Source organism: Bacillus sp. NEAU-Y102, from assembly GCF_054788175.1.
In genome coordinates this window covers 1-12,418 of record NZ_JBTWFK010000017.1, presented here as the reverse complement: position 1 = coordinate 12,418, position 12,418 = coordinate 1, and the positions used below count along the sequence as shown (strand labels likewise).

General features: G+C 35.1%; 13 protein-coding genes and 1 pseudogene. 12 read left to right on the top strand and 2 right to left on the bottom strand.

The features are described from left to right. Positions 1 to 3 precede the first annotated feature (3 nt). The 4 genes from dapA to ACYFX0_RS28795 all read left to right on the top strand — a co-directional run bounded on the left by dapA (position 4) and on the right by ACYFX0_RS28795 (position 4,488). On the top strand, positions 4 to 900 hold the full coding sequence (gene dapA, locus ACYFX0_RS28810; protein ID WP_460272032.1) for a 4-hydroxy-tetrahydrodipicolinate synthase: 897 nt from the start codon (positions 4 to 6) through the stop codon (positions 898 to 900). A 17-nt stretch (positions 901 to 917) separates the two neighbouring features. Next, entirely contained in the window at positions 918 to 2,402 is a 1,485-nt protein-coding gene (locus ACYFX0_RS28805; RefSeq protein WP_242314621.1) for an aldehyde dehydrogenase family protein, read from the top strand. 130 nt (positions 2,403 to 2,532) lie between these two features. Next, a complete protein-coding gene (locus ACYFX0_RS28800) occupies positions 2,533 to 4,023 on the top strand; it encodes an alanine/glycine:cation symporter family protein (RefSeq protein WP_000429519.1) in 1,491 nt (496 codons plus the stop codon). Positions 4,024 to 4,095: 72 nt separating this feature from the next. Further along, positions 4,096 to 4,488, top strand: coding sequence for a carboxymuconolactone decarboxylase family protein (locus ACYFX0_RS28795; RefSeq protein ID WP_001999958.1), 393 nt, complete (start codon positions 4,096 to 4,098; stop codon positions 4,486 to 4,488). Between the two features lie 66 nt (positions 4,489 to 4,554). On the opposite strand, the gene ACYFX0_RS28790 is transcribed toward ACYFX0_RS28795, so the two are convergent. Beyond that, positions 4,555 to 5,196 carry an HD domain-containing protein gene (locus tag ACYFX0_RS28790; protein WP_106081991.1) on the bottom strand — a complete coding sequence of 214 codons (642 nt, stop codon included), beginning with the start codon at positions 5,194 to 5,196 and terminating at the stop codon, positions 4,555 to 4,557. A 105-nt stretch (positions 5,197 to 5,301) separates the two neighbouring features. Here ACYFX0_RS28790 and ACYFX0_RS28785 point away from each other — a divergent pair, with 105 nt between their 5' ends. The 3 genes from ACYFX0_RS28785 to ppaC all read left to right on the top strand — a co-directional run bounded on the left by ACYFX0_RS28785 (position 5,302) and on the right by ppaC (position 7,807). Beyond that, complete coding sequence (locus ACYFX0_RS28785; RefSeq protein ID WP_460272031.1) at positions 5,302 to 5,805, top strand: GNAT family N-acetyltransferase; 504 nt, start codon at positions 5,302 to 5,304, stop codon at positions 5,803 to 5,805. Positions 5,806 to 6,051: 246 nt separating this feature from the next. Further along, positions 6,052 to 6,717: a lytic polysaccharide monooxygenase gene (locus ACYFX0_RS28780; RefSeq protein ID WP_000742279.1), complete on the top strand. Its 666-nt coding sequence runs from the start codon at positions 6,052 to 6,054 to the stop codon at positions 6,715 to 6,717. A 160-nt stretch (positions 6,718 to 6,877) separates the two neighbouring features. Continuing rightward, the gene (ppaC, locus tag ACYFX0_RS28775; RefSeq protein ID WP_000416865.1) at positions 6,878 to 7,807 is read left to right on the top strand and encodes a manganese-dependent inorganic pyrophosphatase; all 930 of its coding nucleotides are present in this window, start codon (positions 6,878 to 6,880) and stop codon (positions 7,805 to 7,807) included. A 318-nt stretch (positions 7,808 to 8,125) separates the two neighbouring features. On the opposite strand, the gene ACYFX0_RS28770 is transcribed toward ppaC, so the two are convergent. Next, complete coding sequence (locus ACYFX0_RS28770) at positions 8,126 to 8,314, bottom strand: DUF4017 family protein (protein ID WP_000789486.1); 189 nt, start codon at positions 8,312 to 8,314, stop codon at positions 8,126 to 8,128. Positions 8,315 to 8,555: 241 nt separating this feature from the next. Here ACYFX0_RS28770 and ACYFX0_RS28765 point away from each other — a divergent pair, with 241 nt between their 5' ends. The 5 genes and pseudogenes from ACYFX0_RS28765 to ACYFX0_RS28745 all read left to right on the top strand — a co-directional run. Further along, entirely contained in the window at positions 8,556 to 9,005 is a 450-nt protein-coding gene (locus ACYFX0_RS28765) for a DUF6884 domain-containing protein (RefSeq protein ID WP_000824872.1), read from the top strand. Positions 9,006 to 9,294: 289 nt separating this feature from the next. Beyond that, the gene (locus ACYFX0_RS28760) at positions 9,295 to 10,029 is read left to right on the top strand and encodes an N-acetylmuramoyl-L-alanine amidase (RefSeq protein WP_106081992.1); all 735 of its coding nucleotides are present in this window, start codon (positions 9,295 to 9,297) and stop codon (positions 10,027 to 10,029) included. Positions 10,030 to 10,457: 428 nt separating this feature from the next. Further along, positions 10,458 to 11,288 (top strand): GH25 family lysozyme, encoded by an 831-nt coding sequence (locus ACYFX0_RS28755; RefSeq protein WP_000540542.1) that lies wholly within the window; start codon positions 10,458 to 10,460, stop codon positions 11,286 to 11,288. A 216-nt stretch (positions 11,289 to 11,504) separates the two neighbouring features. After that, complete coding sequence (locus tag ACYFX0_RS28750; RefSeq protein ID WP_000503008.1) at positions 11,505 to 11,660, top strand: hypothetical protein; 156 nt, start codon at positions 11,505 to 11,507, stop codon at positions 11,658 to 11,660. Between the two features lie 52 nt (positions 11,661 to 11,712). Then, a pseudogene (locus ACYFX0_RS28745) lies at positions 11,713 to 12,418 on the top strand (transposase); the annotation flags it as partial.

Below are 12,418 nucleotides of genomic sequence, written 5' to 3'. Positions count from 1 at the left end.
AATATGCAAAAAATTAAAGGGGCATTTCCAGTATTAATAACACCGATGGATGAATTTCAGGAAATTAATTGGGATGGGGTAAAACAAAATGTAAATTACTTTATCGAACAAAAGGTTGCAGGCATCATCATTAATGGAAGTACAGGAGAGTTTGTAAGTTTATCAAAAGAAGAGCGATTTAAAATGGTAGAAACCGTTTTGAAAGAAATTGATGGTCGTATTCCAGTCATTGTTGGAACTGCTGCGGAAACGACGAAAGAAACAATTGAATATACGAAATATGCAGAAGCGCACGGAGCGGATTGTGCATTAATTATAAACTCTTACTATTGTAAACCGAAGGAAGAGGAGATCTATTTTCATTTTAAAGAAATCTCAAACTCTGTAAATATACCAATTATGTTATACAATAATCCATTTACTTCTGGTGTTGATATGAGTACAGAGCTAATGCTCCGTATTGGAAAAGAGTGTGAAAATGTTACACATATTAAAGAATCTAGCGGAGATATTCGAAAAGCGAGAGATTTAGTAAGACAAAGTGAAGGGGCTTTCCAAGTCTTCTGTGGTTCTGAAGATTTAGTTATGGAATCATATTTAGTTGGTGCTTCGGGATGGGTTTCAGTAGCAGGAAATATCGTTCCCAGTCTCGTTACAAAAATGTATGAACATTTTCAAAATGGTGAATTAGAAAAGGCGTGGGAAATAAACGATGCTATTTTACCACTTTGCGAGTTTCTTGAAGGATCAGGGAAATATGTTCAAATCGTTAAACGTTCCATGGAATTATATGGGCAAGCGGGAGGACCTTCTCGCTATCCAAGACTAGGGTTAACTGCTGACGAAGATCAAAAGCTTCAAACGATTTTATCAAATATTGCAGCTCATGCAGCTGTTTAAATAAGGAGGAGAACATAATGTTAAAGACAAATATTGAGCTGAAACCAAAAGTGGAAGCGTTTTTAAATGAAGAAATTAAAATGTTTATTAATGGCGAATTTGTTTCTGCTATTGGCGGAAAGACGTTTGAAACGTACAATCCAGCAACAGAAGATGTTCTAGCAGTCGTATGTGAAGCGCAAGAAGAGGATATTGATGCTGCAGTAAAAGCAGCAAGATCTGCATTTAAATCTGGTCCGTGGGCAGAAATGACTACTGCTGAAAGAGCGCATCTTATTTATAAATTAGCAGATTTAATTGAAGAACATAGAGAAGAGTTAGCGCAATTAGAAGCTTTAGATAATGGGAAGCCGTATCAAGTAGCACTTGAGGATGATATTTCAGCGACTGTAGAAAATTATCGTTATTACGCAGGATGGGCTACAAAAATTATTGGGCAAACAATCCCGATTTCAAAAGATTACTTAAACTATACGAGACATGAACCTGTAGGTGTTGTAGGTCAGATTATTCCGTGGAACTTTCCGCTCGTTATGTCTTCTTGGAAAATGGGAGCTGCACTGGCGACAGGTTGTACGATCGTATTAAAACCAGCAGAGCAAACACCTTTATCCTTACTATATACAGCAAAACTCTTTAAAGAGGCTGGATTTCCAAACGGTGTTGTAAACTTTGTACCAGGCTTTGGTCCTGAAGCAGGAGCAGCAATTGTAAATCATCATGACATTGATAAAGTTGCTTTTACAGGATCTACTGTTACAGGAAAGTATATTATGCGTCAGTCTGCAGAAATGATTAAGCATGTAACGTTAGAGCTTGGCGGCAAATCACCAAATATCATTTTAGAAGATGCGGACTTGGAAGAAGCAATTAATGGTGCATTCCAAGGTATTATGTATAATCACGGTCAAAATTGTAGCGCAGGATCACGTGTATTTGTTCATCGTAAACATTATGAAACTGTAGTAGATGCACTTGTGAAAATGGCGAACAACGTAAAACTTGGAGCAGGTATGGAGAAAGGAACGGAGATGGGTCCACTCGTATCTAAGAAACAACAAGAGCGTGTGTTAAATTACATTGAGCAAGGGAAGAAAGAAGGTGCTACAGTTGCGGCTGGTGGTGAACGTGCGCTTGAAAAAGGTTATTTCGTTAAGCCAACGGTATTCACAGACGTTACAGACGATATGACAATCGTTAAGGAAGAAATATTTGGACCAGTTGTTGTTGTACTTCCATTTGATTCGACAGAAGAAGTAATTGAACGAGCGAACAACTCATCTTATGGCCTTGCTGCGGGTGTATGGACGCAAAATATCAAAACGGGTCATCAAGTGGCAAATAAATTAAAAGCAGGAACAGTGTGGATTAATGATTATAACTTAGAAAATGCAGCTGCACCATTTGGTGGATACAAACAATCTGGTATTGGCCGCGAATTAGGTTCATATGCGCTTGATAATTATACAGAAGTGAAAAGTGTTTGGGTAAATATAAAGTAATAGGGCGTTTTACTGACAAAAATTGAGGGATGAAATAATGAAAGATGCGGACAACTAGAAAGTTTGATAATAGTTGTCCGTTTTCTTATATACAAAATTGTTTTTCAAAAGAATGATAAGGGGGATTTGGATGGAGAATTTAGTAGAATGGTTAGTAGGGCAAGTGTGGAGTATCGGTTTAGTTGTTTTTGCATTAGGGGCAGGCGTATATTTCACGATTGCAACACGCTTTTTGCAAATTCGTTATTTTAAAGAGATGATTAAACTATTATTTGAAGGAAAGAGTTCAGAGACGGGAATATCATCTTTTCAGGCATTTTGTTTAGCCTTATCAGGAAGAGTTGGAATTGGTAATATCGCAGGGGTAGCGACAGCAATCGCTTTCGGCGGGCCTGGAGCTGTATTTTGGATGTGGGTAATGGCTTTGTTAGGGGCAGCGAGCGCGTTTGTTGAATCAACATTATCTCAAGTATACAAAAGTAAAGTAGGGAATGAATATCGCGGCGGTACTCCATATTTCATTGAGAAAGGTTTAAAAATGAAATGGTTTGCAGTCATTGTAGCGGTAGTTGTAACACTTTCATATGGCGTGTTATTACCAGGTATTCAATCTAGTAGTATCGCAGTTGGATTTGAAAACTCTAATGGTATTAACAAATATATAACTGGTATATTTTTAGTCGTGTTACTAGCAGCAATTATTTTTGGTGGTGTAAAGAGAATTGCTGGCGTTTCTCAAATGCTTGTTCCATTTATGGCAATTGGTTATGTAATTGTTACATGTATCATATTAATTGCGAATGTAACGGAGATTCCAAGTATGTTTGCTTTAATTTTCTCTAGCGCATTTGGTGTAAATGAAATGTTTGGTGGAATTGTTGGTGCAGCTATTGCATGGGGCGTAAAACGCGCTGTATTTTCAAACGTTGCTGGTGTCGGAGAAGCGACGTATAGTTCGGCTGCTGCTGAAGTATCGCATCCTGCAAAACAAGGATTAGTTCAAGCGTTTTCCGTATATATCGATACAATTGTCGTATGTACAGCGACAGCTCTTATGATATTAATTACAGGTATGTATAATGTTATACCTGAAGGGAAACGCGCTATTGTAAAAAACATAGGAAATGTGGAAGCAGGTCCAATTTATACGCAACAAGCAGTTGAAACTGTGATGACAGGGTTTGGTCCAATATTTATTTCAATTGCAATTTTCTTTTTTGCATTTACAACGTTACTCGCTTATTACTATATCGCTGAAACGACGCTTACTTATTTAGATCGTCAATTGAAGTATGGCTGGTTAAAACCAGTTTTAAAATTTGGATTTTTAATTATGGTTTACATCGGTAGTGTTGAATCAGCGTCGCTTTTATGGAATCTCGGAGATTTAGGAATCGGTAGTATGGCATGGTTAAACTTAATCGCGATTCTATTATTAAGTAAAATCGCATTAAAAGTGTTAAAAGACTATGAAACGCAGAAAAAAGAAGGGAAAGATCCAGTATTTAATCCTAAAAATGTGGGGATTGAAGGATTAACATTTTGGGAAGAAAGAAGTAAAGAGGTTGAAAGAAAAAGTTCTAGAGAAAAAGTTATTGTAGATGATAATTTAAAATTATAACGTAAATTAACTGAAAATTCTTAATTTAAAAGAAGGTATATTGCCTCCATTTCATCGCATACTACAATAGGTATGGATAATATGACTGGAGGGAATAAGATGGAACATGAGCAACATAGTTCGATAAATGATATTCTACATCATTATAAAGAAGGTATAGGTAGTTTTACAAATCAAATTCCTGAAATCGCTGAGACATATAATGCGTTTACGCAAGCTTGTTTTCAAGAGGGTGCTTTAACAAAAAGAGAAAAACAACTTATTGCATTAGGAATTAGTTTAGCAACGCAAGATGAGTATTGTACAATTTATCATACCAAAGGTTGTCTTGATCAAGGTTGTTCGGATAAAGAGATTCTGGAAGCATGTGGTGTTTCAGCAGCATTTGCTGGCGGAGCTGCGATGAGTCAAGCGGTAACTTTAGTGCAAGAGTGTTTAACAGAACTGAAAAATCAAAAGCATTGAATAAAAAAACGTTTTAAACTTTATGTTTAAAACGTTTTTTTATGTGAAATTAAATTTGTATTCACTTTAGTATTCTATATCTTCATAAATCGAATTCTCTACATCAGGAAGAACTGTGTATATACTCTTACCGATTAAAGCTTCTAATTCTTTCTTAATTGCATAAAACCCTTTCCAATGTAAAGATGTATGAGATGTTGTACCATGACGCAAACCAACGGAAATTAATCTTCTTTCCAGCGTAGTAAAGCCATCCGCGTCAGCAAGAGCGTCACAAAGAGTAATTACTTTATTGTATAAGTCGTAGTTACTATGTTCATTCAATATTGCAACCAACCGGTTTTTCATATGGTCAGGAACGAGATGCCATTCCGCTGCGATATCTATATGTTCATTTTTACAGGGAAATGAGTGTGTCACACAAATAATGGCGTTTCCTGTATATCCTAAATCATTCATATACATATAACCATCATAGGAATGAATGACCGATTTGGTAAAACCTTTGTATCTTCCGATATCATGCAAAAGGGCAGCGTTATATGCTATGTCAGCATCTAGGTCATACCCTTTTTTTATAAGTTCTATAATTATGTTTTCAGTTGCATGAGCAACATGTAGTGAATGTTCAAACCAAGGGCCCGGGTTTTGTTCATATGCCCATTCGAGTAGTTCTTTTGCGTACGTTCTATCTAATATATATTTCATATCGTTATCCTTTCACAAAAAATCATATCTTAATATAAATTCATCTTATTATTTCATTATTCCTTCTTTAAAAATTGTTACAATGAAACAAAAGGGGGAAAAGTAATGCGAAATTTAGTAATTGAAGAAATTAAGCAACTAGAAAATGATATGGAAGAACTTTCGAAACTTTTGAAAACGGTTGTAAATGATGGAGCGTCAATTGGTTTTTTGCCTCCACGGGAACAAAAAGACGCAACAAAGTATTGGCAAACAGTCATAGCGCCAGAAGTGATATTGTATGTAGCTAAAATAAACAACGAAGTAGCAGGGAGTATTCAATTACAATTAGTTACAAAGCCTAACGGAATTCATAGAGCCGAGATTTGCAAATTAATGACTCATCCAAACTTTAGACGTAACGGTATTGGACGATTGCTTATGCAAAAAGCAGAGGAACGAGCGAAGCAAGAAAACAGGTCTCTTTTAGTATTAGATACTAGAGAAGGAGATCCATCCAATAAATTGTACAAATCACTAGACTACCAAGAAGTTGGAACAATACCAGGGTATGCAATTTCTCCGAATGGAAAGTTAGATGCTACGGTTATTTATTATAAAAACATTTAAGTTATAATCAAACGGGGAGAGTGCTTAATTATTAGTAAGTGAATAATAAGCGACTATTTTTAACACCGTCTATATTTTTCTGGCGGTGTTAAAATAGTTAATTATAATCTAATTAACGCACTAAATGAATTTGAGAAAGTTTTTAGAGGGTTCTTTTAGTAATGATTCTCGTCTTATAATAAATGTAGAGAAGATGACTAGCCAACTATAGTTATTTTCGCTTTATTATGGGAAGGGGATGAAAGAATGAAAAAGAATAGTTTACAAAAGATGAAGAAAGTTATTTTAAGTGGTGGCGTATTACTTACGGGATTATTAACATTTGGATTTTCAGAAAAGGCTTCAGCTCATGGATATGTAGAATCACCAGCGAGCCGATCTTATTTATGTAAGCAAGGGGTAAATGTAAATTGTGGACCGATTCAATATGAACCTCAAAGCGTAGAAGGAATAGGTGGATTTCCGCAACTCGGACCTTCTGATGGACAAATTGCAGGGGCTGGTCATTTTCCCGCTTTAGATGTTCAAACTGTAGATAGGTGGAAGAAAGTTACGTTAAATGGCGGGACGAATACATTCAAGTGGAAACTAACGGCTCCTCATAGTACGAAAGAGTGGAAATACTATATTACGAAAAAAGGTTGGAATCCCAATAAACCTTTGACGCGATCAGATTTAGATTTAGTGCCATTCTATGTGAAAAATGACGGTGGAGCTAGACCAGGGACAACAGTAACGCACGAAGCGAATGTACCAACTGACCGTAGTGGATACCATCTTATTTTAGCTGTTTGGGAAATTGCAGACACTGGAAATGCGTTTTATCAAGTTATAGATGTAAACCTTTTGAATAATGGCTTATCCTCAAATTTCGCTTTTAACAATGTAGTGCAAGCTCCTACACTATTTTAATTGAAACATACATTTCGATCATCTAATTCATTTTAGATGATTTTTTTTATGAAAATGATGAAAAATATAGAAGAAAGTGCAATTATTTATAAAAAAATATGCTTTAAATATTGTCATATTTGCTTCTTTAAGATATCCTTTTCATGAAGAGGTGGAAAACATGGAAAAAGTACTAGTTTTCGGGCATAAAAACCCAGATACAGATGCAATTTGTTCTGCAATTGCTTATGCAGAATTGAAAAAAGAATTAGGAATGAATGCTGAGCCTGTACGTTTAGGCGAAATCAGCGGTGAAACTCAATTTGCGTTAGACTATTTTAAAGTAGAAGGACCGCGTTTTGTTGAGACAGTAGCAAGCGAAGTGGACAACGTTATTTTAGTTGACCATAACGAGCGTCAACAAAGTGCTAACGATATCGAATCAGTTCGTGTGTTAGAAGTTATTGACCATCACCGTATTGCTAACTTTGAAACAAGCGATCCTATATACTATCGTTGTGAGCCAGTTGGCTGTACAGCTACAATCTTAAACAAAATGTACAAAGAAAATGGCGTAACAATTCGTAAAGAAGTTGCAGGTTTAATGTTATCTGCAATTATTTCAGATTCTTTACTATTCAAATCTCCAACTTGCACAGAACAAGATGTAGCAGCTGCTCGTGAATTAGCGGAAATCGCTGGTGTAGATGCAGATAACTACGGCTTAGAAATGTTAAAAGCTGGTGCTGACTTAAGCGGAAAAACAATGGAGCAATTAATCTCTCTTGATGCTAAAGAATTCCAAATGGGTAATGCGAAAGTTGAAATCGCACAAGTAAACGCTGTTGATACAAACGACGTTCTTGTACACCAAGCGGAACTTGAAAAAGTAATTTCTGCAGTAGTAGAAGAAAAAGGTTTAGATCTATTCTTATTCGTTGTAACTGATATCTTAACTAACGATTCTGTCGGTCTTGCGATCGGTAAAGCAGCAAACGTTGTTGAGAAAGCATACAACGTATCACTAGAAAACAATACAGCTACTTTAAAAGGTGTTGTATCTCGTAAAAAACAAATCGTACCAGTATTAACAGAAGCATTCCAAGCTTAATCGTATTGCGTACAGATGAACAGTAAGGACAAGTAGTCAGATTGGCTACTTGTCCTTTTTTATTTATAATAAGCAGAAATTTTTAACTTTTAAACAGTCGCATTGTGTATGCTTAATGATATGGAAGTATTGAAAAGTAAATTACAGGGGCTTTTTGAAAAAATATTGCATCTGTTTCAAAATTAGAGAGCTGGATTTCGGAGGAACTGCGTTTAAACGCTGAAATACAGATGTTGCGTTTAACTTTTTAGAAGAAAGGATATAAAGTTTTGATTAACGAATTAAAATAAGGATAGCGTTAGCTATCCTTATAATCGTTTATTCGTAAGATTTTTTCTTGTTTATATAAAATGTGATTATCGTAGTAATGAAGAAAATAGGTATCGCATACACTTGCCCAACAAATAACTTCCAGCCGACATAATTATAGCCTTCAGATGCTGGGATGATAACGGAAATAACGCAAACGATAAAATAGACTAATAGTGCAGGGATAATATTTTTCATTTTTATGAACCTCCTTTATTGTTTTATTAATACATACTTGTATTATAATTTAGTTTCATTATTTTGAAGAAAAAATGAAAAATTTTTTATGGTATTATAATATTTGCAATGAGAGTAATCTATAGTACGCATATGGTAAAATGTGTAATTTTAACTTTCAGAATTATTATATAGTATTTCGAGAAAAAAATGTACAAAATAACGAATTTTATTTACCAAAGTAAAGGGAGTAGAAATATATATGAAAAGGCTATGTATAATTCCATGCGGAAAAAAGAAAATTTGGGATAAACATTCAGACTACGGACCGATGGAAGCAAAAGATGTATATATTAGTCCGTTCGGAAAAGCATGTCAGGCGTACGCAACTATGTTTTTCGAAAACTGGGTTATATTATCAGCGAAACATGGATTTTTAAGACCAAGTGATATTGTATTAGAAAACTATGATCTTGCATTTGATTCAAAAAGCGATGAGGTAATAAGTATAGAGCAATTACAAAAACAGATGGTAGATAAAAGTTTACTACAGTTTGACGAAATCGTCTTATTAGCAGGGAAGAAGCATAAAAAAGTAGTGACAAAGTTATATCCAGAAGAAATGATTACATATCCGCTAGAGGGGTGTAAAGGAATTGGGTATATGTTGCAGAGGTTGAAAGAAGCTGTGAAGGAAGGGGAGGAAATATAGGTGTAGTTTCAGTGATTTTAAACTCTATTTATTTAGGGAGCTGAAAAGTAAAATAGAGTTTTTAGGCATCGCCGAAAGGGTGATGCTTTTTTGTTCGTGTCGTCATTCATGTAAAAGTAATTTAGAGAATAAATCATTCGATTTATGAAGCGATAGCTTTTTTATATCGAAAACAAATTGCGTCACTTTTAGAAAATATAGGACGTATGGGCACAGTTAAGATTGTAAGTGGGAATAGCAATAAGACAAGTTTTGAATAAGATATTAAGAAAGGAGATGTTGATGAATAATGGCTAGATATAGTTTGCACGGAGGACACAATAGTATTGTTCAAGGTGCTAATTTCGGGAATCGGAAAGAACACGTTCTAGATAGGCAAGTTAAAGATGCCGTGGCGGCTAAGTTAAGAGCCCTAGGACACACGGTTTATGACGATACGGACGAGGTAGGGGCAACTCAATCACAAAATTTAAATAATATCATTCGGAATAGCAATTCCCATGCTGTGGATTTAGTTATTTCTTTTCATCTTAATGCAAGTGATGGAAATGGACAGGGTGTTGAGGTTTTATATTATGATCAGAAAGATTTGGCGGCTAAAATCTCAGCTCAACTAGCAAAAGATATTGGATGGCGTGATCGAGGTGCGAAACAACGTACAGATTTAGCAGTATTAAATGGAACGAAGGCACCGGCTATTCTTATTGAATTAGGGTTTATTGATAATGAATCCGACATGGCAAAATGGAATGTTGATAAAATCGCTAATTCTATTGTATTTGCTCTTACAGGACAAACTGGAGGAGGTGCAACGGATTTGCTCAAAGTAAAAACTGGTGGTGTAGCATTTAGTAATTTACAAGATTTGGCTCAAGCTATGGTTGATGCGGGTATGGATGGACAAATTGTCGTTCAAAAAGATGGCATTGGTTATGCTATAACGAATGGCTATCCGTCCGGAAATATCGATAAATTTACAGCTTGGTTAGATGCACGTAAATGGTACTATGAGTACGTGAGATAAAACGAAAATTGGTTTGATTAAAAACTAAAAATTGTCTTATTTTTAGTTAACAAGTATATTAAGTAACTATAAAAATATGGACAATTTATATGTAAATTAGTACACAAAACCACCTGTCAGAAAGGTGGTTTTATTTATCAAGCTATTTGCGGGAAGTAAAATTCTCACCTCAAAATTCGGATGAAGCTAAGAAATTAGGTGGGAATTACACTGCTCGTAGTCTCCTACTAATTATCGTTTCACTTTATATAGTTTAGAGTTTTGTAAATCTTTACTTATTAAACCCGTAATAATATTTTGTTTTCTCAATACATAAGCCGAATTTTAAATTATTACCCAATAATATAATACCTCTCATACTATTTATTAGTTGATAATAACAAAAAAACAAGCTTTGAATATAATAATGAAAAAGGATATGTTAAATAATGGGTTATATTATAGATATTTCTAAATGGAATGGCGACATTAACTGGGATATCGCAGCACCACAATTAGATTTCGTAATTGCACGTGTGCAAGATGGTTCAAACTATGTAGATCCTTTATATAAAAATTATGTACAAGCAATGAAAGCAAGGAATATTCCGTTTGGTAATTATGCGTTCTGTCGTTTCGTTTCAGTAGAGGATGCACGGATAGAAGCGAGAGACTTTTGGAACCGTGGTGATAAAAATGCAACAGTTTGGGTAGCTGACGTAGAAGTAAGAACAATGAAAGATATGAGAGCGGGTGCACAAGCTTTTATTGATGAATTACGCAGATTAGGAGCTAAGAAAGTCGGTTTATATATTGCTCATCATATGTATGCTCCATTTGGAATGGCAAATGTCAATTGTGATTTTGTATGGATTCCTCGTTATGGTGGTAACAAACCGGCGTATCCATGTGATATTTGGCAATACACAGAGACAGGCAATGTGGCTGGTATCGGCAAATGTGATTTAAATAAGCTGATTGGAAATAAGCCGTTAGCTTGGTTTACAAATCAAATTGTTGAGCCGATAAAAAAACAAGAAGGGGTTGGAATTATAGTGAATAAATATAACAAAGTAGTTACTTATGAATTTGGTGTAAATTTAATTTCTGACATGATTCAAATGATGGATAAGCTTGGATATACTTCTAAAATAATATCTCGTGGAGATAACCAAGGGCTTGTGTATTTCGAAACAGATTATCGTCAAGGGAACGAACTGGACAAAGCAACTGTTTGGTTAGATACGAAAGGAATTAAATATTTTTATACAAAAGAGTAGTGTGCTAAATAAAGAGCCGTCATGTGACGGTTTTTATTTTTATTTAATCTTTTAACTCTACTTATAATATGGAGAAAATAGACTAATAAATAAGCCTTTGTATACTTTCAAACATAGAATATGATGAATTCTATTAAGGAGGAAGCATATTTATGAGAAATACTTGTCATTGTGGACATTTTCAAGATTGTAATAAATTTTGGGATGATTTAATGTTTGGGAGATGTAGATGTAAGCGCAATGATTTTCACGAGTGTTGTTGCAAAGAGAAACCGAAGTGTGAGTGTGAAAAATGTCATTGTAAAACAAAAGCGAAATGCCATTGTAGGCATGAAGAGGAAGGGTATTAATAATAAAAAAGAGTACGATTGAACTGCACCCCAATTGTTAGACACAGTCTAACAATTGGAGGTGCAGTTTTTCTATGGCTAAATTTACAGCTGATGAAAAAATACAAATCGTTCTACGTTATTTGAACGGAAATGAAAGTTATCGAGAAATGGGTAGATCGCTCGGTATAAGTGACACAATCATTTTGAATTGGGTAAACCAATATAAACAGAATGGTCTGGAAGCTTTTCTAAAACGATGTACAAATTACACACAACAATTTAAACTAGACGTACTAAACTTTATGATTGAAAACGGTATGTCCTTATTTGAGACGGCAGCTATCTTTAATATTCCTGCCCCTTCAACGATTTCTGTTTGGAAAAAACAGCTCGAAACACAAGGAATTGATGCCCTTCAATCTAAGAAAAAGGGGCGTCCATCCATGAAAAAAGATTCAAATAAACAATTAAAACAACATTTAGCTGAAGGGTCAGTCGAAGCACTTGAAGCACGCATTAAACAGCTTGAGATGGAAAATGAGTACTTAAAAAAGTTAAATGCCTTAGTTCAAAACAAGGAAAAATCACAAAACAAGACAAAGCGCAAGTAGTCTATGAATTAAGGCATAAATATTCGGTGAAGGCACTCGTGGAGCTAGCTACTATTCCTCGAAGCACGTATTATGATTTAGTAAAGAAAATGAATCGTCCAGATGTAGATGCCGATTTGAAAGCTGAGATTAAAGCGATTTATGAGGAAAATGAAGGTCGTTATGGTTACCGTCGCATTCGTGATGA